This is a genomic window from Candidatus Krumholzibacteriota bacterium (assembly GCA_016931295.1).
GTDB lineage: Bacteria > Krumholzibacteriota > Krumholzibacteriia > Krumholzibacteriales > Krumholzibacteriaceae > JAFGEZ01.
On record JAFGEZ010000014.1, the window covers coordinates 74,219 to 97,838 of the forward strand.

Annotated in this window: 16 protein-coding genes and 1 pseudogene; 3 read left to right on the forward strand and 14 right to left on the reverse strand. The window is 66.9% G+C overall.

The genetic code is table 11. The annotated features are described in order from the left end of the window. The first annotated feature begins 108 nt into the window (after positions 1-108). Positions 109-2,880, forward strand: a pseudogene (locus JW876_04455) (cation-transporting P-type ATPase). 101 nt (positions 2,881-2,981) lie between these two features. Here JW876_04455 and JW876_04460 read toward each other — a convergent pair. The 4 genes from JW876_04460 to JW876_04475 are packed head-to-tail and all read right to left on the reverse strand — an operon-like array spanning position 2,982 to position 8,131. Then, complete coding sequence (locus JW876_04460) at positions 2,982-4,244, reverse strand: pilus assembly PilX N-terminal domain-containing protein (GenBank protein MBN1884760.1); 1,263 nt, start codon at positions 4,242-4,244, stop codon at positions 2,982-2,984. Between the two features lie 31 nt (positions 4,245-4,275). Continuing rightward, the gene (locus tag JW876_04465; GenBank protein ID MBN1884761.1) at positions 4,276-7,260 is read right to left on the reverse strand and encodes a VCBS repeat-containing protein; all 2,985 of its coding nucleotides are present in this window, start codon (positions 7,258-7,260) and stop codon (positions 4,276-4,278) included. A 6-nt stretch (positions 7,261-7,266) separates the two neighbouring features. Then, positions 7,267-7,653: a type II secretion system protein gene (locus tag JW876_04470; GenBank protein MBN1884762.1), complete on the reverse strand. Its 387-nt coding sequence runs from the start codon at positions 7,651-7,653 to the stop codon at positions 7,267-7,269. A gap of 13 nt (positions 7,654-7,666) precedes the next feature. Beyond that, a complete protein-coding gene (locus JW876_04475; protein ID MBN1884763.1) occupies positions 7,667-8,131 on the reverse strand; it encodes a GspH/FimT family pseudopilin in 465 nt (154 codons plus the stop codon). A 456-nt stretch (positions 8,132-8,587) separates the two neighbouring features. Here JW876_04475 and JW876_04480 point away from each other — a divergent pair, with 456 nt between their 5' ends. Then, complete coding sequence (locus JW876_04480) at positions 8,588-9,430, forward strand: metallophosphoesterase (protein MBN1884764.1); 843 nt, start codon at positions 8,588-8,590, stop codon at positions 9,428-9,430. 55 nt (positions 9,431-9,485) lie between these two features. Here the strand turns inward: JW876_04480 and JW876_04485 are convergent, their stop codons facing one another. From JW876_04485 to JW876_04520, 8 genes are all read right to left on the reverse strand, one after another. Beyond that, on the reverse strand, positions 9,486-12,656 hold the full coding sequence (locus JW876_04485) for a nucleotidyltransferase domain-containing protein (protein ID MBN1884765.1): 3,171 nt from the start codon (positions 12,654-12,656) through the stop codon (positions 9,486-9,488). Then, positions 12,649-14,406: a hypothetical protein gene (locus JW876_04490; protein MBN1884766.1), complete on the reverse strand. Its 1,758-nt coding sequence runs from the start codon at positions 14,404-14,406 to the stop codon at positions 12,649-12,651. Before JW876_04490 ends, JW876_04485 begins: the two co-directional genes overlap by 8 nt. Before the next feature lie 5 nt (positions 14,407-14,411). Continuing rightward, positions 14,412-15,698, reverse strand: a complete 1,287-nt coding sequence (locus tag JW876_04495) for a Glu/Leu/Phe/Val dehydrogenase (GenBank protein MBN1884767.1) — start codon at positions 15,696-15,698, stop codon at positions 14,412-14,414. A gap of 125 nt (positions 15,699-15,823) precedes the next feature. Continuing rightward, positions 15,824-16,063, reverse strand: a complete 240-nt coding sequence (locus tag JW876_04500) for a hypothetical protein (protein MBN1884768.1) — start codon at positions 16,061-16,063, stop codon at positions 15,824-15,826. A gap of 83 nt (positions 16,064-16,146) precedes the next feature. Next, a complete protein-coding gene (locus tag JW876_04505; protein ID MBN1884769.1) occupies positions 16,147-16,785 on the reverse strand; it encodes a radical SAM protein in 639 nt (212 codons plus the stop codon). Positions 16,786-16,938: 153 nt separating this feature from the next. After that, positions 16,939-17,484, reverse strand: coding sequence for a peptide-methionine (S)-S-oxide reductase MsrA (gene msrA / locus JW876_04510; protein MBN1884770.1), 546 nt, complete (start codon positions 17,482-17,484; stop codon positions 16,939-16,941). 128 nt (positions 17,485-17,612) lie between these two features. Next, positions 17,613-18,980 carry a hypothetical protein gene (locus tag JW876_04515; protein ID MBN1884771.1) on the reverse strand — a complete coding sequence of 456 codons (1,368 nt, stop codon included), beginning with the start codon at positions 18,978-18,980 and terminating at the stop codon, positions 17,613-17,615. A gap of 839 nt (positions 18,981-19,819) precedes the next feature. Beyond that, positions 19,820-20,269 carry a pyridoxamine 5'-phosphate oxidase family protein gene (locus tag JW876_04520; protein ID MBN1884772.1) on the reverse strand — a complete coding sequence of 150 codons (450 nt, stop codon included), beginning with the start codon at positions 20,267-20,269 and terminating at the stop codon, positions 19,820-19,822. Between the two features lie 113 nt (positions 20,270-20,382). On the opposite strand from JW876_04520, the gene JW876_04525 reads away from it, so the two are divergent. Continuing rightward, entirely contained in the window at positions 20,383-21,540 is a 1,158-nt protein-coding gene (locus tag JW876_04525) for a biofilm PGA synthesis protein PgaB (protein MBN1884773.1), read from the forward strand. A gap of 38 nt (positions 21,541-21,578) precedes the next feature. On the opposite strand, the gene JW876_04530 is transcribed toward JW876_04525, so the two are convergent. Both JW876_04530 and JW876_04535 read right to left on the reverse strand, forming a co-directional pair. After that, a complete protein-coding gene (locus JW876_04530; protein MBN1884774.1) occupies positions 21,579-21,947 on the reverse strand; it encodes an RNA-binding protein in 369 nt (122 codons plus the stop codon). Positions 21,948-22,264: 317 nt separating this feature from the next. Further along, on the reverse strand, positions 22,265-23,620 hold a 1,356-nt coding region (locus tag JW876_04535), incomplete at its 5' end, for a C69 family dipeptidase (protein MBN1884775.1).

A 23,620-nucleotide genomic window follows, 5' to 3' on the forward strand; every position in this document is an offset into this window, starting at 1 on the left:
GGAAAAACTGTTGTTTGCCACGGTCCGCCGACGGTATCCTCATGCATCGAACAACGCGGTACACGCCGGCCCGGCCTGCGGCCGGCCCATGAACATCGAGGGGACGACATGAAGGACAAGGCATTCTACCGGATGACCGTGCGCGAGGCCTTCGAGGCTCTCGGCACCTCGGAGAAGGGTCTCGCCGAGGCGGAGGCGAAGCGGCGCCTCGAACGGCACGGCCCGAACGAGCTCACCGCCGATCTCGGAACGCCGAAATGGCTCCTCTTCCTCTCGCAGTTCAAGGACCTCCTCGTCATCGTCCTCATCGTCGCCGCCGCCATCTCCCTCGTGATCGGCTCCTAGCGGGACGCCACCGTGATGCTCGTGATCGTGGCGATCAACGCGGTGATCGGCTTCGTGCAGGAATACAAGGTCAGCAGGATTCTCGAAAGCCTCCAAAACCTCATCCAGTCCCCGGCGCGCGTTTTGCGCGGCGACGGGATGGCCGAGATCCCGCAGGATCGCCTCGTGCCGGGCGACATCGTGAAGCTCGAGGCCGGAGACAAGATCCCGGCCGATCTGCGCATCGTCGAGTCCTTCGACCTGCGCACCGACGACTTCGCCCTCACCGGCGAATCGATGCCGCAGGGCAAGGAGAGCAACGCGATGCAGGAGGAATGCGGCCTCGGCGACATGGACAACATGGCCTTCATGGGCACCACCGTCACCTCGGGGAGCGCCACCGGACTCGTCGTCTCGACGGGGATGGAGACCGAGATGGGAAAGATCGCCGGGATGACGCAGGCCACCGTGGAGGTCCCCTCCCCTCTCGAGCGCGAGCTCTCCTCGCTCGCCCGGTGGCTCACGATGGTCGTCGTGATCATCAGCGGCATCCTCTTCGGCGTGGCCCTCTGGCAGGGCTTCAGCCTCTTCACGAGCATGGTCTACGCCCTCGGCATCGCCGTCGCCCTCGTGCCGCAGGCGCTTCCCGCCCAGGTCACCGTGGCCATGTCGGCCACGAGCAAGCGCCTCGCCGACATCAACGCCGTCGTGAAGAGCCTCCCGTCCGTCGAGACGCTCGGCTCGACGAGCGTCATCTCCACCGACAAGACCGGAACCCTGACGAAGAACGAGATGACCGTGACGGCCCTCTGGTTCGACGGGAAACGCTACTCCTTGACCGGCACGGGGTACGAGCCGACCGGCGCGCTGCTCGACGAGACGGGCGACGCGGTGGACCGGGCGGGCATCGACGAGATCGAGATCATGATGGACGCCGCCACGATGGCGTCGAATGCCGAGATACACGCGCCGGACGAGGATCACGCCGGCTGGTACCCGGTCGGCGATCCGACGGAGGCGGCCCTCGTGACGATGTCGACGAAGCTCGGCACTCGCTCGTTGACCGAGGACGAGGAGAATCCCGAGATCAAGGAGTTCCCCTTCAATTCCGAGCGGAAGCTGATGAGCTCGGTGAGGCGGTTCGGCGACCGCGAGCAGCTCGCGATGAAGGGCGCGCCGGCGAGCGTCCTCGCGATCAGCAGGCATATCTACCGCGGCGGCGGGGCCGCGCCGATAACCGACGAGGACCGCGAGACGGTCATGTCGGTCGTCGAGGAATTCTCCCGCCGGGCGCTGCGCGTGCTCGCCGTCGCCTACCGGCCGCTCGAATCAGACGGGCGCGACTACGCCATCGACGAGGTCGAGAAGGACGTCGTCTTCCTCGGGCTCGCCGGCATGATCGATCCGCCGCGCGAGGGGGTCAGGGAGGCGGTGGAGAGCTGCCACACCGCCGGCATCCGGACCTTCATCATGACGGGCGACCATGCCGTCACCGCCCAGGCGATCGGCGACGAGATCGGCCTATCCGCTGCCGGGCATCCCTCTCCCGTCTTTCCGGGAAGCGAGCTCAAGACGATGTCGAACGAGGAGCTCACCGCGGTGATGGAGCGCGAGCAGTCGCTGATCTTCTCCCGCGTCGACCCGGAGGACAAGCTGCGCATCGTCAGCCTCCTCGAGGAGAGCGGCGAGGTGGTGGCGGTGACCGGCGACGGCGTCAACGACGCGCCCGCCCTGCGCAAGGCGGACATCGGCGTGGCGATGGGCCGCATCGGCACCGACGTCTCCAAGGAGGCGGCCGAGCTCGTGCTCCTCGACGACAGCTTCCCCACCCTCGTCCACGCGGTGCGCGAGGGCCGGACGATCTACGACAACCTCCGCAAGACCGTCCTCGCCTCGCTCACGACGAACGCCGCCGAGCTCGTCGTCGTGCTGCTGGGCCTGGCGGCCGTGGCGATGCGAAACTGGGCGATCCCGATCCTCGCCATCCAGATCCTCGCCATCGACCTGCTCGCCGAGATCATGCCGCTGACCTTCCTCACGTACGACCCGCCGCCGGCCGACGTCATGCAGCGCCCGCCGCGGCGCCCCGGCGATCATATCGTCAACCGCAACACGACGATCGAGATCGTCTTCCTCGGCGTTCTGATCGGCGCCCTCTCCTTCGCGAACTTCGCCCTCTTCATGCGGCGGACAGGAGTCATCCTCACCGTCGACGCCGCCGATCCCCTCCTCTACGCCCGCGCGACCACCCTCTCCTATCTCACGATCGCCTTCTGCCAGTTCTCGAACATCCTCTCGCGCCGCTACGAGCGCGCCTCGCTGTTCGGGCCGGGCTTCCTCTCCAACCGGATCCTGCTTCTGTCGATCCTCGGCTCGATCGGCCTGATCCTCCTGGCGATCTACGTGCCCGTCGTTCGCGGCTTCCTGCGGTTCGCGCCGCCCGCGCCCGTCGACTGGCTGTACGTCGTCGGTGCGGGAGGCGTCTACCTCCTCGTCTTCGAGGCGATGAAGCTCGTCAAGCGCTGGCTGGCGCGGGGCGGCGCGGCGGCGTCGTGACGAACCGCCCACCTGGCCGCCAGCCGGGCCCCGCATGAAGAAAGACGGGCGCCCCCGCGAGGGGGCGCCCGTCTCCGTCGATATGGGAGTGCGTTCCCGGATCAGATCTCGCGCCACGAGAGCACGATGCAGGGCAGGGCCCCGCTGAGCGCCTGGGTGATGGCGTCCTTGCTGTAGAGAACGGCGGCGTTTCCCGCGCTGAAGTTGAAATCCGATGTTCCGCGAACCACGACGCTGCCGAGGATCCAGGGGGTTCCGGTGAGCTTGACGTCGCCCTCGACGTAGATCAGCCCCTTGTACTGGAAGGATCCGGCGCCCTTCAGGTCGCCCGTCACGTAGAGGAGCCCCTCGCCGGTGAAGTTGCTGGCGACGTTGGCGTCCCCGTTGATGTAGGTGATCCCGTTCAGGGGATTGGCCACCGAGGTGTGGTCCGCGTTCGACAGCAGGTCGGCCACCTCGCCGTTCGACATGCCGAGCACCTCGGCGAGCGAGTAGAAGGGGTTCGTCGCCGCGTTGTCGATCGGCGCGGGGTTGCCGCCGACGTGCGCGCTCCCCTGGACCTTCACCTGGTCCCCCGTCGTCGTCACGCCGGGGAGGTGCCCCGAGGCGAGATGCCAGGCGTAGCAGGCGTTCGGCACGGTCCAGGGGGGCGTGTTGATGTCGTGGTTGTAGCCGCAGAAGTCGCAGTTGCCGGTCAGCCGGACCGCCTTGTCGCAGTAGAGGGCCGCGAGCGTCCTGGCGGTCATCGTCCGCTTGGTGACCTCCGCCTCGACGACGCGCTCGCCGTTCCCCTGCCGCCCCGCCACCGTGACGATCTCGACGGGGAAGCCCGACGTGAAGTTCTCCGGGGGGATCTGGAGCGGATCGTAGAGGACGATCTCGTTCGCGTCCCGCGCGCCGTCACCGTCGCGGTCCTCCCACTTGTGGCGGATCGTGAGGACGCCGTCCGTTCCCGACGCGGCGCTGTACTCGAGGTAGTCCCTGCTCGGATCCTGGAGGGTGCCCGTCGTGACGGCCGTGCCCGCGGCCGGGGCCATGTCGGGACGCGTGAGATAGATTTGCGTCTCCCAGTTCGGGTCGTAGGGCGGGCTGTCGCCGATCGCCGCGTTCCCCGACCATCCGCCGACGGCGACCGTCGTCGGGTTCGGCAGTGAGAGGCGATGGATCGCCTCGTTGAGCCCCGCCTCGGCGATGAAGAGGGACTGCGTGGTCGTCCGCTGGTTCCCCGAGATCTTGAGATCCATCGAGGAGACCATGCCGAGCGTCCCGCCGATCACCGAAACGGCGAAGAGGATGAGCAGGGTGACGACGAGGATGTTCCCGTCCTCTCCCCCGCGGCGCTTCACGATCCGTTCGTTGTTCATGTCTTACCGGTCCTTTGCCTGTCGACCCGCGTCAGATCTCGCGGCCGAAGTACGCGATGAGCCGTCCCTGCGTCGCCGACGATCTCGTTCCGACGACGAGGTCCGGCCGGCTGTCCTTGTTGAAATCGGCCACGCCGATGGCGATGATCTCCCCCATGTCGCTCGTGTTGACCTTGAGTCCGCCGTCGGGAAGCGTCCCGTAGGAGGGGAGCACGTAGATGTCGCCGAGGTAGAGGAGCGACGATCGCCTCGTGCCGTAGGCGATGTCGGGGAAGATGTCGTTGTTCAGGGCGAGCGCGGCGAGGCAGAGCGCCTCGCCGTGCGCGTCGACCCAGTCGTCGGGGAGGTTCGGCACCGTCTCGGGGCCGAAGGCGTAGCCGGTGGTGTCGGCCCAGCCGAAAACGCCGCCCGTGTTCGACCAGAGCATCACGAAGCCGGCGTTCGCCGCGATCGACGAGCCGATGATGATATCGGGATCGCGCGCGTCGTCCTCCATCATGTCGATCACCATGAGATCGTTGACCGCGCCGAACGTCTCGTACCGCGCACGCCACTCGAGCACGCCCGAGGCTTCGCCCGCGTTCAGGAAGATGTCGATGCAGCCGGTATACTCCGTCCGGTGCGTCCCGATGATGACGTCCTGGTCGCCGTCGCCGTCGATGTCGCCGGACCCGACCGCCCAGACGTCGCCGAGCTGGAGGTCGCCCTCCGAACCGGCCTCGGTGATCATCGAGACGGGCATGAAGTTGTTGCCGCCGAATCCCCTGTAGACGACCAGCGCGCCCTTGTAGACCCCGAAGGAGGACTTGAGGCCGACGAGCATGTCGAGGTTGCCGTCCCGGTCGAGATCGACCAGCTTGACGTCCATCACCTCGTTGAAGCCGCCCGCGTGGTAGACGACCTCGGGGCTCGTCGAGAGCACGCCCTCCGCCTCGGTGAGCCAGAACTGGAGATTCGGGTCGGTGCCGACGTCCAGGCCGCTGATGACGTCGGGCGTGCCGTCCCCGGAGTAGTCGAAGACGTCCATCGCGTTGATGTTGTACCCCGCGTCGCGGCGATACGACGGGTCGGAATCGAAGAGCTCGGTGACCGGCGTCGTCGAGCTTTCCCATTTGTTGTGGAAGACGAGCATGTTCCCGATGCCGCCGACGAGCGCCGTGCCGAGCACGATGTCGGTGTCGCGCTTGTCGTCCTCGTCGAGGTTGGCGGTCGAGACCGAGAGCACCCGGTCCGTGTTCGAGATGTGGATCTCGACGAAGTCCTGGCGGTTCTCCAGGACGTCGCCGAAGTCGCGCACGACCGTCGTGTCGGCGGTGATCTTGATGTTCTCGTAGGTATTGACCGTCGTGGACGTGTAGCCGGCCGGGTCGGTCTCGGTGATCTTGTAGATCTCCGGCGCGAGGTTGAACCGGTAGTAGCCGTTCGCGTTGGTGAGCGTCGTGTCGCCGCTCGACATCGTCATCATGACGTTGGGCAGGCCCTCCTCGCCGGCGTTGCGGACGCCGTCCTCGTTGACGTCGAGGAAGACGTAGCCCTCGAGCACGCCGGTGACGGGACCGGCGAAATCGCCGAAATCTATCCTGACGGTGTCGTCCTGGGCCACGATGCTGGCCGCGCCCGAGTTCGGCGTCGTCGAGGCGAAACCGGTCGGGTCGGTCTCGACGACGGTGTAGTTCCCCTGGCGGGCGACGAAGGAGTAGTAGCCCCGGTCGTTCGTGTAGGTCTCCGCGCCCGTGTCGAGCGAGACGAGCACCCCGGCGATGCCCTCCTCGCCGATGTCCATGAGCGCGTCCTGGTCGATGTCCTCGTAGACGTATCCCTCGATCACGCCGCTCGGCGTGGTCGAGACGTCGCCGAAGTTCACCGACTTCGTCTGGCCCGAGGCGAGCGTGACCGAGACGATGTTCGCCGTCGTCGAGGTGTAGCCCATCGGGTCGACCTCCTGGACGGAGTAGTCGCCCGCTGGCAGCGGGAAGAAGTACCGGCCGAAATTGTCGCTGAGCACGTTGCTGCCCTGGCCGGCGATCCTGATCTCCACGTTGGGGATCCCCGTCTCGCCCGGATCGAGGGCGCCGTCCTTGTCGGCGTCGTGGTACACCATGCCGCTGATCATCGCGCTCGTCCGTGTCGCGTTCCGCACGAAGACCTCGGAGGTCATCGTCACGTCGAGGAAGCCGCCGTTCGTCTCGTACTGCTTCTCGTAGCGCTCGGATTCGCTGATGACGGTGATCCGGACCTTGCGGATGTTCGCCAGCATGTTCGCCGGCATCTCGGTCACGGCGAGGGCCTCGCTGTCGCTCAGCTCGCCGTCCGCGTTGCCGTCGCCCCAGAGGAGATCGGGCGTCGCCGGGTTCTCGTCGTGATCGTACCAGTACTGGAACATCGGCTGGGGGATCGTCCACGTGGCCGTCAGATTCGGCCCGCGCACCTTGGCGAGGTCGGACTCGCGCACCTCGTTGACCCCCGACCCGTTGAAGCCGTAGACGTACTGCTTGAGGACGAAGAGGTTCTTGTTGTTGCCCCCCTCCACGGGATCGTCGCCGCGGTCGGCCGCGTCGATGAGCCCGTCGGCGTTCGAGTCGACGGTGAAGACGACCGTCTCGGCGTCGGAATCGTAGTTGTCGGCGGGCGTGTAGATCGGTGTGCCCGAGGCGGGCACCGTGTGCTGCGCCACGGCGCGGTTGAGCGCCGCCAGGGGCGCCTGCCCGTCGATCGTCTGGCCGTTGTCGATGTCGGCGTTGATCGCGATCTGGTAGGGCCCCGCGTGAACCACGGGCAACTGGCCCCGGAAGTAGTCGGTCTGCGAACCGGCCTGGCGAAGCCGTCCGGTGATGAAGTCGAGGGCGATCCTCGTGTTCTGCTGGGCCTCGGCGTGATCGGTCGTCTTGGCCGATCCCTTCTGGTAGAGGATGAAGATCCCCGAGACGGCGATGAGCACGAACCCAAGCACCAGGATGCTCATCACGATCTCGATGAGGGTGAATCCCTCTTCGTGCTTTCTTCGACAGGTTGACATAGCGAATTACCGCCTCGAGGTTAGATAGGTTCTGAGCGTCACCGCGTTGTCCTTGTGCCCGGACTCGTAGGTGACCGTCACGGTGATTTCCTTCATGTCGGCGAGCGGGACGTTGTCGGTCACCGCCCAGCTGCGCGTGAAATGGACTTCCAGCGGATTGTCCGGATCGTTGTGCGCGCCGGACGCGAGATCGGCGTCGTTGAAAGGCGCGCCCATCAGCTGTTCGATCTTCTGCTGGGCGAGGTTCGTCGCCATCGTGAGGTTGCGGGCGCGGGTCGTCGCCGTGTTGCTCTCGGGGAGCATCCGCATCGCCGCCGAGATCCCCACGCCGAAGATCAAGAGCGCGACGATCAGTTCAATCAGGCCGATTCCCTTTTCAGACTTCAACATCATGTCCCGCTCCCTTTCAATCGACGGTAATGTTGCCCGTGCCGCCGAAGATCCGGACGGCCTTGATATTGTTGTTGTTGTTCCTGAGGGTGATCGAACCGCTCTCGCGCGTGTTCCCCAGGTGTCCGAAGGTGAGCGTCGTCGTCGAGAGCGTATGCGCGGTGATGACGATTCCCTCGTAGAGCTCGTAGGTGGCGCTGCGGTACTCGTTCATGTCGCGCGAGCCGTCGCGATCCTCGTCCTCGAAGAAGAAGTACTCGTTGTTGTCCGTATCGAAGACGAACACCGTGTTGATGTTCTTCATGACCGCCGCCGAGCGGGCCGTCCGCAGCGCGGCGGCGAATTGCTGCGCCTCGCCGTTGAGCTTCCAGTTCTGGGAGAAACGGCCGTACATCGGCACGGAGAGCACGGCGACGAGCCCGATGATCAGTATGGAGACCATCAACTCGATCAGTGTGAATCCTGCGCGTGTGTTCGTCATGTTCGGCACCATCGTCGATCGTTCGATCCGGCCGGCGGCCGGGAGCGGCGGCCGCCGTGTTCCGGCGTGTCGGCGGGGGCTCCGGTCGTCCCGCGCCATGGTGTTCTTCGCTCCACCGGGCATCACGCAAAAAGCGTGCCTCGTGCCGGACGGCCGGGTCCGGGGGCGGCGACGACGACCCCCCGCGCATCCCCGGACGGCGTCTTTGTTTGTTCAACGTCCGTTCCGGCACGGGATTAGCCGCAACGGGCGCGGCGATCGGCCCGCCGGCCAAACAGCCATGATTTTTCGTGGAATTATTGCACTATGCGGGAAGCGGAATCATGGGCGACGTCGGGGAGTTCCGCGCCAATCAGCGTCGCCCGAGTCGTCTGGCATGTTGCTCTCGGCGCGTGCACAATGTACCATTCGTCATATCCCGCCGGCGGCCGCCGGCCGGGATGGAAGGGATTTGCGATGACCGATTGCCTCTTCGTCTCCGACCTCCACGGGCGGATGGACCGGTACCGGAAGCTCTTCGCGGTCGTCGCCGGCGAGCGGCCGCGGGCGCTGTTCGTCGGAGGCGACATCCTCCCCCACGTCCCCGGAAAGCCGAGGGATTTCCTGGGAGAGTATCTGCTGCCCGAGCTCGCGCGCCTGCGCGCCGATCTCGGAGAGGAGGCGCCGCGGGTCTTTCTCGTCCTCGGCAACGACGACGGCCGCGCCGACGAGGAGCGCCTCCTCGAGGCGGAGGCCGCCGGGATCCTCTCCTACGCCCACGGCCGGGCGGCGGCGTTCGGAACGTGGTCGGTCTACGGCTACGCCTTCACACCGCCGAGCCCCTTTCTCCTCAAGGACTGGGAGCGGTACGACGTCTCCCGCTACGTCGACCCGGGATGCATCTCTCCCGAGGAGGGGTCGTATTCCGTTCCCGTCGCGCCGGAGAAAGCCAGGTACGCGACGATCTCGGAGGATCTCGGGCGCCTCGCCGGCTCGGCCGACCTGTCCCGCGCCGTCTTCCTCTTCCACGCGCCCCCCTACCGCACGGCGCTCGACCGAGCCGCGCTCGACGGGCGGATGATCGACCACGTGCCGGTCGACGTCCACGTGGGATCCATCGCCATCCGGCGTTTCATCGAGTCGCGGCAGCCGCTCCTCACACTGCACGGCCACGTCCACGAATCGGCGCGCCTGACCGGCTCATGGCGGGAGACGATCGGCCGCACGCTCTCCCTCTCGGCGGCGCACGACGGCCCCGAGCTGGCGATCGTGAGGTTCTCGCTGGATGATCCAGGCGGGGCGACGAGGGAATTGCATTAGCGGGCGTCTTCGGCACGGCCGATGCCCGGGCCTCGATGTCCGCCGCGCGGGGTGCTCAGGGCTGCTTCATCGGCAGCGGCCGGGCGGCGTCGGTGACGGCTCCGATCTTGACGGCGAAGCTCGTCCGTTTCTCGATGTCCCGGTCGGTGACGATGTGCACGTCGAGCAGGCCGCCGGTCCGGTACCCCGTCCGCAGGTAGTTGATCCGGTCGAGGCAGAGGCTCCACCCCTCGAGCCAGTTGAGCAGGTCGGCGCGCTGCTTTTTCGTCCCCCGGAAATGGACGATGATGTCGATATCGCTTCCCATCCCCGCCGTCGCGTTCTTCGTGCTGCCGAAGACGTAGAAGCCCGCCACACCGAACCGCTCCGGATCGAGCTGGGCGGCGATGTGCTCGGCCATGCGGAGCCGCCACACCCAGGAGATGTCGACGGCGCGCGACTCCTCCGGCTCGACCCATTCGACCGGCTCGTTCGCTCCCGTCGCCTCCGAGAGGACCCCGACCGCCTCGCCGAGCTCGGCGTTCATCAGCACGCGGAGAACCTGGCCGCCGGTGGCCTTCGGCACGTCGATCAACCGCACCGTGCCTGCGAGATCCGCGAACTCGGGAAGGACCTCGGAGAGGATGTTTTCGGAGCCGAGGAGGAATTTCTCGTTGAAGACGATCCCGTCGTCGTCGGGGAAGAGGGGCAGGTAGCGGATCCGCCCCTCGACGAGATCCTGGAAGAAATGGGTGCCGAAGGAGAGATCGGGCTTGTAGCCGCCCTTCTCCCGGGCGATCTCGACGAGGACGGCCGTGTTGTTGATGTCGGCGTACCCCACGCTCACGCCGAGCTTGATGTCGCCCCTGCTGCCCCACCGTCCCGGGCCCATCAAGATGAACTGCCGTTTGGGGAGGAGCTTGTTGAGCTGCCCCACGGCCCGCCCGACCGCCACGAGGTCGGCGCGTTCCGGCAACTCGGCGTACCGGTCCGGATCGACGTAGACGATGTGCGTGATGTCGGGGACGCGGCCGTTCGAGATGTATTTCTTCGCCGTGAAGATCGTCCTGTCGGCTGGCGTATCCTGCGGGATCGGCGATGAGACGCTGTCCTCCGAATAGCTCTGCGGCCGGCACTGCAGCAGGTGGAAATCCCTGCCGTTGTGCGCGAACTCGATGTCGACGGGCGTGCCGAGCTTCTCCTCGAGCAGCTTCAGCATCGTGTCCACCTGGCGCACGAACGGGGTGCCGCCGACGAGCCCCTCGAAGGTGAAGACGAGGTCGTCCCGCCCGGGATCGACGTCCATCGCCATCGGCCGGCGGAGGTTGTTTCCGTCGTAGATCGAGACGAGCTTCTCGATCATCGGGTACTCCACGCCGGGCGCGCGGAGGAGCTCGTCGATCTCCATCGTCTCGAAACTGTTCGTTTGGAGGTTGATCACGTCGATCTTCCTCGGCGAGTAGTGGACGATCTCCTCGGTGGCCACGTTGACGCGGAGCCCGGGCTGCCCCGGCGCGACCAGCACGGGATAGTCGTCGCTGACCCGGTCGACCGCCCGCGTCCCCAGCCCGGGCACCATGCGGATGAGGCCGTCCTCGCGCCTGATCCGCGGCGACCACCGGAACTCGTTCCGGCTGAAGGCGACCCCGGAGAAGGCGGGCAGGAAGAAGTCGCCGACGCGCTCGCCGACGACCTCCTGGATCATGATCGCCATCTCCTCGTTGAAATCGAGGAGCCCCCGCTCGGCGCGGTACTCGATCGGATCGGGGCCGAAGGTGGAGGCGTAGACCTCGGCGACGGCGTCGAGCAGCGCGTCGAGTCGCTCCTTCTTCGATCCCTGGTTCGCCACGAAGAAGCTCTTGTACTTCCCGGAGAAGGCGGCGCCCATGCTGTCCTCGAGGAGGCTCGACGACCGGATGATGAGGGGCCGGTCGCCGAAATCGTCGAGCATCACGGACAGTCCCTGGACGATCTCCGGCGGAAAGGTGCCGTTCTTGAAGGTCTGGATGACGTGCGGGTACTCGACGCGCACCTGGTTGATGTCCTTGTACTTCTGCTCGACGACGTCGCCGAGGTTGTTGTAGCGGAGAAAGGAGAGGAGCACGTCGGAGGTGATGTACCAGCTCTTCGGCATCCTGATCGAGGCGAGGGGATCCCCCTCGCCGGCGGTCTTGCGGATGATCTGCATGGCGAGGACGAGACCGGCGCATTTCCCCCCGAGGCGCCCGTGGCTCTCCGCCGTGTAGATGATCCGGTCGATGACGCCGAAGAAATCGCGTATGTCGATATAGTTCTTCGCCACGTTGATGTAGTCGAGCTGCGTGGAGAGGAGCCGCCTGATCAGCGAGACGACGACGCCCATGCGCGACGCGCTCGAGAGCTCGATCCCCTCGGGCGAGGCGTCGCGGTAGGTGCGGAGCGCCCCGATCACCTCGGCGAGCGTGAGGTTGCGGTTCGAGACGTGGACGAGGTACTTCAGCTTGTCGTCCTGGATCCACTTGCGGAGGTAGGCGAGTATCTGGTCCTCGGTGTAGCGCTTCTCGGCGATGCGGAAGATCCGGAAGCTCAGGGCGTCGCTGATGTCGAGGTTCTGGCGCCGGTGCGGCGTGTTGATCTCCGTGCCCCCCTCGCCGGCGATGTCGGCCTCGGCCGGCGCGATCTCCTTGCGCAGGGTCTCCGCCTCGGCCACGCCCGTCCAGCAGAGGTGGTTGAGCATCTTCTCCGAGAGGGTGACGAAGAGGCTGCGATCGGTATGCCTGAGGAGGTTGAGGACGACCTCCCAGTCCCCGCCGCTCTCCCGCTCGCCGGCGCCGTTCTGCCCCTCGGCCGCCCTGCGGAGCATCTGGTGGAGCAGGAAGTTGCCGAGGCGGCCGGCGATCGTGCCGAGGAGCCGCTGTTCCTGCCTGAGGAACGGCCCGTTGTCGGCGAGGGGCATCTGCCGCGTGTAGAAGACGGCGATCTCCCCCGCCTTCTTGTCCTGGAGCGGGATGTCGGACACGAGCATCCACGGCGTCTCGACGAATCCCGGCGTGCTGTACCGGTCGGTCCCGATGGTGACGAGCACGCTGCAGACGTCAGGGTACTGCCAGCCCGAGGGGATCGCCTCGATGATGCCGCGGCAGACCTCGCCGATCTCCGCGTCGGGGGACTTGAGGATCTCCTCGATCCGGTAGAGGCACTCGAGCTCCTTCTCGCGCTCGCGGAAGAAGTGGATCAGGTCCTCGACACGGTCTTTTCCGTCAGTCATGCAGTATCACTCCCCGGCCGCTCCGGCCGTCCACCCTGACATCGAGCGGCGCGTCGAGCGCGACGTGCCGCACGAACGCCGTCTCCGCGGCCGCGGGCCGCCCGCGGAGCCATGCCCAGTCTATCGCGTGATCCCCGTCGTGGGGAACGGAGAAATAGAAGATCCTGAAGCTCGTGACGTTGTGGAAGAAATGCGATCCCTGGCTCATCATCGAGGCGAGCTCGGGCGTCGATGCCTCGACGATCGCCTTCGCGCCGGAGATCTGGCCGAAATCGACGGGGATGCCGCCGAGCGGGTCGGTCGTTCCCCACCGGCCGAAACCGATGAGCAGGTAGGGGCGTTTCTTCTCGACGAGTTCGCGGTTGATTTCTTCGAGATCGCCGGCGATCTCGAGGCTTTTCATCACGTCGAACCGGTCGGGGTCCACGTAGACGACGTCGCGGATCTCGGTCAGTTCGCCGTTGCCGAGCACCGTCTCCGAGGCGAGGAGCACGCGCTTTCCGTCGAGGTCCCGCTCGGAGACGTCCACCTCGGCATCCGAGACCACCATCGGGCGCACCTGGAGAAAGCCGAACTCGGCCGGGGCGGCCGATTCCCTGGACAGGCGGAGGGCGAACTCGATCTCCACCATCGCCCCGAGCGTGTCCTCGCAGGTCTCCTTGAGCCGGGTCAAGAGATCGACCAGCGGCAGGGACGTCCCCCTGAGGATCGGGGCGAAATCGAGGACGCGCGGCCCGTGGGCGCCGATCCCCGGAACGACGCGGTCGTCCTGCGGCAGGTAGGTGGACGCGAGGAAGCGGAGGGCGCCGTCGTATTCGGCCTCCCCGATATCGAACCGGGCCATGTACTCGGTGTCCCGGAGCGGATCCCAGGCCGGCGTCCCGCCCATGTCGACGGCCCAGAAGCGGGTCTGGGAGTGCTTGAGCATCTCTCCGGTCGACTTGAAGGGCGGCACGGCCCGCGGCCAGGCGGGGGAAAAGGCCCAGGAGACGCCGTCGTCGACGATCGACCGCCCCAGCCCCAGGGCCAGTTCCACGATCCCCTCCTTTGGAGAGGCATGGCCGGTCGGGTAGAAGTTGTACGAGCGCATCACTCCCGAGACGTGCGGATAGAAACGGCTTCCGATGCGCGTGCCGACGATCTCCTGGATCACCACGGCCATCTTCTCGTCGATCGTGGCGTGGTGCGTGGCCTTCATGTAATTGCCGGCCGCCCGGAAGAAGGTCGACGCGTAGACGAACTTGACCGCCGCGGCGAGCGTGCGGAAGCGCGAGTCGGCGTCGGGCTGGTTGTTGGGCACCATCTTCGTCGCGTAGACGGAGGCGAACGGCTCGAACATCGCGTCCTCGAGCATGCTCGACGACCGGACGGCGAGGGGCGTGTGCACCTGTTCGACGAGGGCGCGCAGGTCGCCCACGAGCTGCACGGGAAGGCTCGCCCGCTGGAAGGCGTGGCCGATGACGTCGTCGCGCTCGCCGGAGCAGGCGATATCGTAGAGATCGTTCTGCTTCATGAAGAGGTCGAACATGTCGGTCGTGACGACGGTGAGCGTCGGGATGCGAACCGAGACTTCCGGCTCGTACCGCCGGCCGAAACTGGATTCGAGGATCCCCTTCATGCGAGCGAGCCCGTGGGCCTTGCCCCCGAGCTCGCCGGCGCCGATAAAGGTGAACCGGTCCGACCCGGTGAAGAAACGACGGTCGAACCGGTTCAACGATTTGTGATGCGGACTGTAGGTCCGTCGCCTCATGGGATCTACACCCAGCCGCGATCCCGGCAGGCGCGGGCGACGCGCCCGACGGCGATCACGTACGCGGCGTCGCGCATGTAGAGATCGCGCTTCACGGCGAGCTCCCGGACGGCGTCGAAGGCCGACGTCATCTTCGTGTCGAGCTTGCCGAGCACCTCGTCCTTTTCCCAGAAATAGTTCATGTTGCACTGCACCTGCTCGAAGTAGCTGCAGGTCACGCCGCCGGCGTTCGCCAGCAGATCGGGGATCATGAAGATGCCCCGCTCGTGGATCGCGGCGTCCGCCTCGGGCGTCGTCGGCCCGTTGGCGCCCTCGGCGATGATCTTCACCCGGCCGGAGATCCGGCCGACGTTCTCCTTCGTGACCTGGTTCTCGAGGGCGGCGGGGATCAGGATGTCCACGTCCTGCTCGATCCACGCGTCGCCGGGCAGCACGTCGTAGCCGATCTTCGCGGCCTTGTCCTTGTCGATGCCGCCGAACCGGTCGGTGATCCCGCGGAGCTCGGCGAGATCGACGCCGTCGGTTTTCCTGAAGGAGTAGGAGGTCTGGTCCTGCTGGTCCCAGCTCGACACGCAGACGACCTTGCCCCAGATCTGGTTGTAGAGCTCGATCGCGTACTGGGCGACGTTGCCGAATCCCTGCACGCTCGCCGTCGTGTCGGCGGGCGGGATGTCGAGGGCCTTGAGGGCCTCGCGCACGGTGAAGATCACGCCGTAACCGGTCGCCTCGGTGCGGCCGAGCGAGCCGCCCATGCCGACGGGCTTGCCGGTGATGAAGCCGGGCAGACGGCTGCCTTCGAGCGTCTCGTACTCGTCGAGCATCCAGAGCATGTGCTGGGCGTTCGTCATCACGTCGGGCGCGGGAACGTCGTTGAGCGGTCCCATGTCGCGCCCGATCTGCCTGACCCAGCCGCGGCAGATCGTCTCCTGCTCGCGGGCGCTGAGATTGTGCGGATCGCAGATGACCCCGCCCTTGGCCCCGCCGAGGGGGATATCCACGACGGCGCACTTCCACGTCATCCACATCGCCAGCGCGCGGACCGTGTCGATCGTCTCCATCGGGTGGAAACGGATACCGCCCTTCGCGGGGCCGCGAGCGTCGTTGTGCTGGACGCGGAAGCCCCTGAACACCTCGACGTGCCCGTCATCCATCCGGACGGGGATGCTCACGTGGTATTCCCGGAGGTTGTAGCGCAGCAGCTCTCTCGTTCCCTTGTCCAGCTCGAGAAGGTCGGCGACCCTGTCGAACTGGCTTTGCGCCATCTGGAAGGCGTTGTACGACTTGTCTGCCATGTCAGGCCCGTCCTTTCGTGATGAGGACCCAAAACCGCCGGAAGATAGCCAATAAAGCGCATTCTGTCAAGAATAGCAAAAAATTGTTTTCGGTATAGCCGTAACCGTTCTACGGCCGGTGTTTCTCAGCCCTGCTGCCACCAGGCGCGCGCCTTGTAGAAATAATGCCGCAATCGTTTCTTCGCGTATGTGTTACGTGACACCGGCTGCCGCCCGGCGCCGGAAAGGATGAGCAGGCTCTCGGCGTAGCAGGGACAGTAGCGGCTGGTACAGGGCAGCGGCCCGTCGAGCAGCCGGAACCCGGTGAAGATGTTGCCGAGGCGGAGATAGTCCCCCGGGCAGCGGAAGACGTCGCCGTTCCCCATGATCCGGATGAGATCGTGTCCCGCGCGGCAGGGAAGCCCGAGGAAGTCGCGCGCGGCGGCGGTGCAGCCGTCCGCGCAGGGATTCAGTTCGCGGATGAGGCGCCGCTCTTCGTCGGTGTACGCGTCGGGATACCGGCGCCCCCGTAAACGCCCTTGAAGGCCTTCGGCGTCAGGATCACGCCCCGTTCGAGGGCGCGCCGCCGGTCGGTCTCGAAGCGCCCGAACAGGTCGGGGTGCATGACGTAGTTCGTCTCCACGGAGTAGCCGCGGCCGATGAGCCTGGCGACGTCGTCGAGGAAGGGATCGATCGTGCCGAAGAGCCGCAGGCGCTCGAGGGCGTGCGTCGAGGCGAAGACGAAGGCCGTCTTCTCCGGCGGCACGGCCTCCATCAGTTGGTCGACACCCATGCTGAGGTTCGTGTCGAGGCCGATCGTGAATTCGTCGCGCTCGGCGATCCGGCGGCAGATCTCGACGAAGCGCGGGTACACGAACGGTTCGCCGCCGGTGAATGCGAAGGTGAACCGCATGCCGGTGGCAAGGAAACGATCGAGGATCTCGTCGAGATGCTCGTGGATGTCCGGGCGCTTCGGGGGCCGGGGCCGCAAAACGGCCTTCGCGCGCCGGAGCACGCCCTTCATGCCGGGCGGATTGTAGATGTAGCAGTACGAGCAACGGAAATTGCAGCGCTCGGAGATGTACCAGCTGGCGAGACAGGTGTCCATTGGCGGCATCCCCGCCGAAGGCTTCCCTCCGGTATCGTTTGAACGATTACCGGGAGGGGCGGCATGCGCGCAGTATAGTTCCAGATCCTCCCGGCGGCAGCATGGAATCCCGGGGGAGAGGGAGCGGGCGGGCGGCGGACCGCGCCGGCGGGGTCAGTCACCCCCGTGCGTCTCGATGAACCGGTCGCGTCCGGAGCCGCGCCGGTACATCTCGTAGCGGATCGGGCAGCGCTTGAAGTACCCCTGGTGCTGGTCCTCGGCCGGGTAGAAGGGCCCGGCGGGAAGGATGTCGGTGACGACGGGGCGGTCGAAGCGCCCCGACGCGTCGAGGGCCGCTTTCGACGCCTCGGCCGTTTGCCGCTGTTCTTCGTCGAGATAGAAGACGGCGGTGCGGTACTGGTCGCCGCGGTCGACGAACTGGCCGCCGGGATCGGTCGGATCGACGTGTCGCCAGAAGTGGTCGAGGAGCGCGGCGTAGCTCGTCCTCGACGGGTCGAAGACGATCCTTACCGCTTCGCGGTGCCCCGTTCCCCCGGCGCAGACCGCGTCGTAGGTCGGGTCGGGCATGTCGCCGCCCGTGTATCCCGAGACGGCCTCGACGACGCCGTCGAGCTTCTCGAAATCCGCCTCCGTGCACCAGAAGCAGCCGCCTGCGACGATCGCGACGGCGAGCGTATCCGCATCACGCGTGTCGTCCATCCGGGCCTCCTCCGTATCGGCCACCGCCGCGGTCGCAAAAACCACGAGCGCCAGGCCGGTCAGGATCGATCTCATCGCCTTTCCCTTTCGTCGATGCGCCGTCCCCGCACGCCGCGCATCCGCTCCCATCAATGAAAATCATTCCCGGTTGCCTTCGAGTCAAGGTCCTTCGCCGGCCGGCGGACGAACACGACTCCGAGGTAGCCGTCAACGGTGAGGAAATCACCCGTCTCGATCCGTTCGGTGGCTGCCGCGACTCCCGTCACGCAGGGAATGCCGTACTCGCGGGCGACGATGGCGCCGTGCACGAGCATCCCACCGCGGCGTTCGACGATCGCCGCGACGATCGGCACGACGAAGGTCATGTTCGGGTCGATCGAATCGCAGACGAGCACCTCGCCGCGCCGCACGGCGAACAGATCGGCGGCCGACAGAACGACGCGCGCGGGGCCGCGGGCGATCCCCCTGCCGGCCGGCTGCCCGCGGAGCTGCCGCGCGCGCATCCGCACTGGCGCTTCATCGTCCTTCCGCTCGCCGGCCGCGTTCCCGGCCGGTGCCGCGCCGGCCGGGAAGATACGCGCCGCCATGGTTTCCTCGGCATTCCCGCACGCTCGATCCTCCCCGCATCGCCCGCCGAGACGCCGCCGCGACTCGTTTTCGGCGCGTTCGAGCTGCGACTCGATCCGCCCGAGCAGGACGTTGTCGTCGTCGCGGAGACGGTAGGCCCGGCGCGCCAGGTCGAGCATTCCGCGCGCAAACTCCCGGTCCGCCTCGTCGAAGGAGTCGACGAAGGAGGATTCGAGCCGGGGGAGATCCGTTACCGCGGCCGCCGGCCGAAGCGGCGGGCCGGCTGCCATTTCGCGAGCGAGTGCGAGGATCGCTCCCCGGGCGTTTTCGCAGGCGCCGAATTCGCATGAGAATCCGGCGTGCTTCTCCAGGAACGCATCCACGCGGCCGTCCAGTTCCCCGTCGCTCGATGCCCCCGCCGCCTCCGGCCGGCTCCGGAGGATCGCGGCGATCTCCTCGAGCGCGTCGTTCCGCTCGACGCTCGCCAGCCGCCCGGTGGCGAGCAGGTCGACGAATGCGAAGGGATCGACCGGACGCATCCGCTCGTTGTAGACCTCGCCGAAGAGACGCACGGCGTGCGCGAAGGGAATGAACTCGTCCCAGTACGTTCGTTTCCACCGATCGACGGCGGCGCGACGCTTTCCGATCTCTTCGGCGAGGGCCCCGTCCGGGAGCGACGCCGGATTTCGCTCGGCGAAACGATCCGCCTCCCGTATCATCGCCGGCACGAGTTCCCCCTCGAGCCGTTCCCCCAGCAGCCGCAGGCTCTCCCAGCTCCGCCGGAGACCGAGATCCCAGACACGCCGCTCGTTGCCGTCGGCGGCGTCGCCGGCCGTGATCGGACGCGATTGCAGCAAGTGGATGTCCTTGCCGACGATCGTCCACTCCATGTCCTGCGGCGCGCCGAAGAGCGAGCGCACCTTCTCCATTGCGGCGAAGAGAACCGCGACGTCATCGTCGCCGAGCAGCGGCGCATCGGCGTCGGCGCGATCGATCCGTCCGCGGCGTGTTCCGCGCCTTCCCGGCACGATCATCTCGTTTCTGCGAACGATCCTTTGATCGACGATCGCTCCCGTCGCGCGGTCGAGAAACCAGCGGTCCGGCTCGATCTCGCCGTCGACCAGTCCCTGGTTGAGGCCGGGAACCGCCTCGACGACCGCGCGTGAGCGATCGCCCGGATCCACGCCGAACGCGACCCCCGACGCCCGGCCGACCACGAAATCCTGCACGATGACGGCCATCGCGCTCGTTTCGACGTCGAGGCCGAGTTCGAGCGCGTAATGAATCGCCGCGTCCGACCACAGGGATGCCCATACGAGTCTGACCCGGTCGAGGACCTCCTCTATCCCGACGACGTTGACGTAGGACTCGTGCAGCCCGGCGAAGGAGGCGGCGCCGCTGTCCTCGACAGTCGACGAGGAACGCACGGCCACGGATTCCCGTTCGCACCGGCTCGAAAGTCCCTCTCCGACCGCCGCGGCGACCTCCGGGGGGACGGGCTCCCCGGCGAAGAGGGAGCGGATGCGCAGGGATGCGTCCCACATTTCCTCCCACCGCATGTCCCCGTATGCCTTGCGCCCGAGCTCGATGGCGAGCTTCTCCCGAAGCCCGCTTCGATCGAGGAACGCACCGTAGGCGTCGACCGTCACACAGATACCCCCCGGGACGCGCATCCCCGCGCCGATCATGGCGGCGAGGGCGGCGGCCTTGTTGCCGCAGCGGACGGCGTTCGGGCCGCCCGCGTCCTCGAGCGGCACCACGAACGGTGTCAGGGTTCCCATTCGACCACTTCCTGGAAGCGGGTGACGAGCACGTAGCGGACCACCGCGACGCGGACGAAAGCCACGGACGGATCGGCGAGAAACGCCGCCATGTGGGGATGCCGGGCGAGGTACCGCGCCGCCTCCGCGGCGCGACCGTCGCCGGTTACCTCGATTGCGTTCCCCATCGCGGTCAGGGCCGCCGCCTCGGCGAAGTCGGCCGCACTGTTCCGCCGGTCGTCGACGAGGATCGAGACATGCGGATCGCGCATTATATCGCCGAACTTGCGAGTCTCCCGGTTCGTCGCGAAGAAAACCCGCCGGAGATCGTCCGAGACGGCAAGGCCGACGAGCGTCGCATATGGCCAGGAGTCTCCGCTCGTTGCCAGTACGCCGAGCCGCTGCCCGGCGAACAGACGCCGGATGCGCTTCTCGACGTCGTTCGCGTCGACGGACATCGCGTCCTCCTTCGGTTGTCGTTTCGATGATTGCCTGTGCTATGGTACTACAGGCGCGCCCGGATGGCGTCAATATTCCGGCGGATTGGTCGATCGAAACGAAAGGATGAACGATGAGAACGAGCAGGCGAATCACGCGCATCCTCCTCGCAACCGCGGGCTTCCTCGCGTTGGCGGGGGCGGCCGGGGCGGAGGGGCCGCTTCGCGCGGGGGTCTACACCGGCGACGGGGCGAGCCCCGTCTGCGTCACCGAGACGATCGAGGCCCTCCGTATCGACGGGGAAATCGCCGTAGTGGAGATCGGCCCCATCGACGTCGCCGGCGGCGCGCTCGAACGGCTGGACGTCCTCGTCTTCCCCGGGGGGAGCGGGAGCCGCCAGTACGCCAGCCTCGGCTCGGGGACGATCGATCTCGTCCGCGCGTTCGTCATCGAGCGGGGCGGCGGGATCGTCGGCATCTGCGCGGGGGGCTATCTCGTCTCGGACAGCGAGGGCTATCCCTGCCTCGGCCTCGTCGGCGCCGACACGATCGACCGCGAGCACGACGAGCGGGGGAGCGCCGTCGTGCGGGTCCGGTTCACCGGCGAGGGGCTGCGGATCTTCCCCGAGATGGCCGGGCGCGCGTACGGTTTCATCCAGTACCACGACGGCCCCGTCTTCGTTCCCCCCGGCGGCGCCGACGGGTTTTCCGCCTGCGCGGAACTCGCCGTCAACACGAGCGACATCCACCACACGGGAGACGCCCCGGCGGGGATCACCCCAAACAAGGCATTTCTCCTCGCAGCCGATGCGGGGGCGGGACGCGTCTTCGCCTGCGCCGGGCACCCCGAGTCGACGCGGGGCATGCGCTGGATGGTGCCGCGCATGGTCCGGTGGGCGGCCCGCAAGGAACTCGTTTCGTACGGAAACGCAATCGTCGGGCCGGACATCGATGTAGGCGAGGTCATGCACAGCGACGAGCAGGAGACGGACTGCTACTGGCGGCTCTTCGCGGCCGAGCCCGCCGCACGGATCGCGGCGCTCGAGGAGCTGACCGGGCTGCGGCACCGGAACGGCCCGCGCTGGGCGCGGGGGCTGCTCCGCGACCGGGATCCGGGCGTCCGCCTCGCCGCCGCGCGCGAGCTCCTCGCCGCGGAATACACGGCGGCGATCGCCGACATCGAGGCGCAGCTCCGCCGCGAGCGGGACGAGGAGTGCCGGACGGTGTTCGAGGAGACGCTTCGGGCGTTGCGGGGGATGTACGGCGCACCGCCGCCTCCCCGGGGGCCGTGACCGCCGGGGAGGGGCGTAGCGCTGGAATCCGGGATCGATCAGAAGCCGCGCGGACGGCCACCGCCGCCGCCGCCACCGCCGCCGCGGTTGCCGCCGCGGAACCCGCCGCCGCCACCGCCGCCGAAGCCGCCGCCACCGCCGCCGCCGCCGCCGCGACGACCCTCGCCACGCGGGCGAGCCTGGTTCACGGTCAGCGTCCGGCCGGAGAGCTCCTTGCCGTTCAGGCCGTCGATGGCCTTCTGGGCCTCTTCACCGTTGGACATCTCGACGAAACCGAATCCCTTGGACTCGTCCGTGTACTTGTCCTTCACGATGCTGACGTCGTCGATCGTTCCGAACGGCTCGAACGCCGTCCGCAGGTCCGCTTCCGAAACGGAGTAGGCGAGATTGCCGACATAGATACGCATGCGACCCTCCCCGGGCCAATGTTGAGTGAGGGCATACGACACCCTCGTACGTTATTCCAGGATAGAAGTTTGTTGTAGACGTAATAAAGGATGACTCAATACCAGGCGGATGCTTCTCTTCCTTTATCCGGATTCCGCATCAAATTCGATCCTCGCCACAAGTATAACTGTCTCCAGAGGAAAACACAGAACAAAATCGTGGCCGGCACATATATTTTCCGGGGCTGGAAACGGTGCACGGGAGCGACGATCGCCCGATCGCTCCCGTGCGAGGAAACCCGTCGGAGCCAGCGCCGGCGTGACCCGCCGCCCGTCGCCTACTCCGTGCTTTCGATCTCCCGGTACTCGAAGTGGTCTCCCGTCTCGTCGACGATCCGCCGGTACCACGACTCGGGATAGGGCGGGTGCGTGACGTGGCCAAGCTCGTCCTTGACGTTCCCGTCCATGTACTTGACGAGGAGGTCCTGGCCGAGGACGCGCCAGCGCGCCACCGTCGCGTCGGTTGTCCGGCAGGAGTAGTCGGTGAGGTAGTCGATCGCCAGCCCCGGCGCCTGTTCGTACAGGGCGAGGGCCGCCGCGTCGATCCGCGGCTGGGCGGCGAGCGAGGAGCCTTCGAGTTCGCCCTGCACGATCCGGATGTCCCGGATCATGTCGCTGTAGCGGGAGTAGGCGTAGTTGGACACCCAGTTGAAGGTCCAGAAGGCCGAGTCCCACGTGAAGTGGTGGAAATCGCCCGTGCCGACGGCGCACGAGACGGGTACGCGCCGGATCCCGCAGTAGATCGGATTGTAGACGGTGCTGTAGGTGTCGTCGACGCCGAACCAGAAGACGCCGCCGATCGGGTCGGGAAGCCACGAGCGGCACTGCGACACGAAGGAGAATCCCGTCTGTTGCGTCGAGGTCGCCCGTTCGTTGCAGTAGGTCGTCCCGTCGACGTCCCAGGTGAGCGGCCGCCAGCGATAGGGGCAGGAGAACGGCCCCGCGCCGACGTCCGTCGTCATGTCGAAATCGGTTCCCTCGAAGTGGTCGCGCATGAATTCCATCAGGTCGTGGACGGAGAGAGGGCGATCGGGCTTGATGAAGAGGGGCATCGGCTCGGCGCCCTCGACGCCCTTCACGTAGTCCATCGAGAGGCCGAGCGAGGGGGCGGCCCGGTTGAACATGGCATAGACGCGGGCCTCGCAGAAGCGGAGCGCGCCGTAGTCGAGGGGCGCGTAGGCGTCGGCGAAGCTGAATTCCTCGTTTAATCCGTCGAAGTACCCCTTCTCGCGCGCCAGTTCGATCACGTCCGGCGCGTAGAGACAGTTCTTCCTGTCATCCATGGGGAATTGCCTGATGCGGGCCTGGTTGGCATGGGCCGAGATGTAGCCGTCGGGGATCCGGCGGGCGACCCAGACGGCGCCCGTGTTGCCGGGGCCCTTGCCGATCAGGTCCATGAACCAGACCTCGTTCGGATCGGCGATCGAGAAGGACTCGCCCGAACTGTAATAGCCGTGCTCGGCGACGAGCGCGGTCATGACCTCGATCGCCTCCCGGGCGGTCTTCGCGCGCTGGAGGGCGAGGAACATCAGGCTCCCGTAATCGACAACGGCCGTGGAGTCGTGCAGCTCGTGGCGGCCGCCCCACGTCGTCTCGCCGATCGTGACCTGGTGCTCGTTCATCAGGCCGACGAC

Excerpts from the sequence above, each read along its gene's own strand:
- JW876_04480 (MBN1884764.1), top strand. The coding sequence starts at position 8,588 with ATGACCGATTGCCTCTTCGTCTCCGACCTCCACGGGCGGATGGACCGG.
- JW876_04465 (MBN1884761.1), bottom strand. The coding sequence starts at position 7,260 with ATGTCAACCTGTCGAAGAAAGCACGAAGAGGGATTCACCCTCATCGAG.
- JW876_04485 (MBN1884765.1), bottom strand. The coding sequence starts at position 12,656 with ATGACTGACGGAAAAGACCGTGTCGAGGACCTGATCCACTTCTTCCGC.
- JW876_04470 (MBN1884762.1), bottom strand. The coding sequence starts at position 7,653 with ATGATGTTGAAGTCTGAAAAGGGAATCGGCCTGATTGAACTGATCGTC.
- JW876_04490 (MBN1884766.1), bottom strand. The coding sequence starts at position 14,406 with ATGAGGCGACGGACCTACAGTCCGCATCACAAATCGTTGAACCGGTTC.
- JW876_04520 (MBN1884772.1), bottom strand. The coding sequence starts at position 20,269 with ATGTCCGTCGACGCGAACGACGTCGAGAAGCGCATCCGGCGTCTGTTC.
- JW876_04500 (MBN1884768.1), bottom strand. The coding sequence starts at position 16,063 with ATGGGGAACGGCGACGTCTTCCGCTGCCCGGGGGACTATCTCCGCCTC.
- JW876_04460 (MBN1884760.1), bottom strand. The coding sequence starts at position 4,244 with ATGAACAACGAACGGATCGTGAAGCGCCGCGGGGGAGAGGACGGGAAC.
- JW876_04530 (MBN1884774.1), bottom strand. The coding sequence starts at position 21,947 with ATGCGTATCTATGTCGGCAATCTCGCCTACTCCGTTTCGGAAGCGGAC.
- msrA (MBN1884770.1), bottom strand. The coding sequence starts at position 17,484 with ATGGACGACACGCGTGATGCGGATACGCTCGCCGTCGCGATCGTCGCA.
- JW876_04525 (MBN1884773.1), top strand. The coding sequence starts at position 20,383 with ATGAGAACGAGCAGGCGAATCACGCGCATCCTCCTCGCAACCGCGGGC.
- JW876_04505 (MBN1884769.1), bottom strand. The coding sequence starts at position 16,785 with ATGGACACCTGTCTCGCCAGCTGGTACATCTCCGAGCGCTGCAATTTC.
- JW876_04475 (MBN1884763.1), bottom strand. The coding sequence starts at position 8,131 with ATGACGAACACACGCGCAGGATTCACACTGATCGAGTTGATGGTCTCC.
- JW876_04515 (MBN1884771.1), bottom strand. The coding sequence starts at position 18,980 with ATGGAGAAGGTGCGCTCGCTCTTCGGCGCGCCGCAGGACATGGAGTGG.
- JW876_04495 (MBN1884767.1), bottom strand. The coding sequence starts at position 15,698 with ATGGCAGACAAGTCGTACAACGCCTTCCAGATGGCGCAAAGCCAGTTC.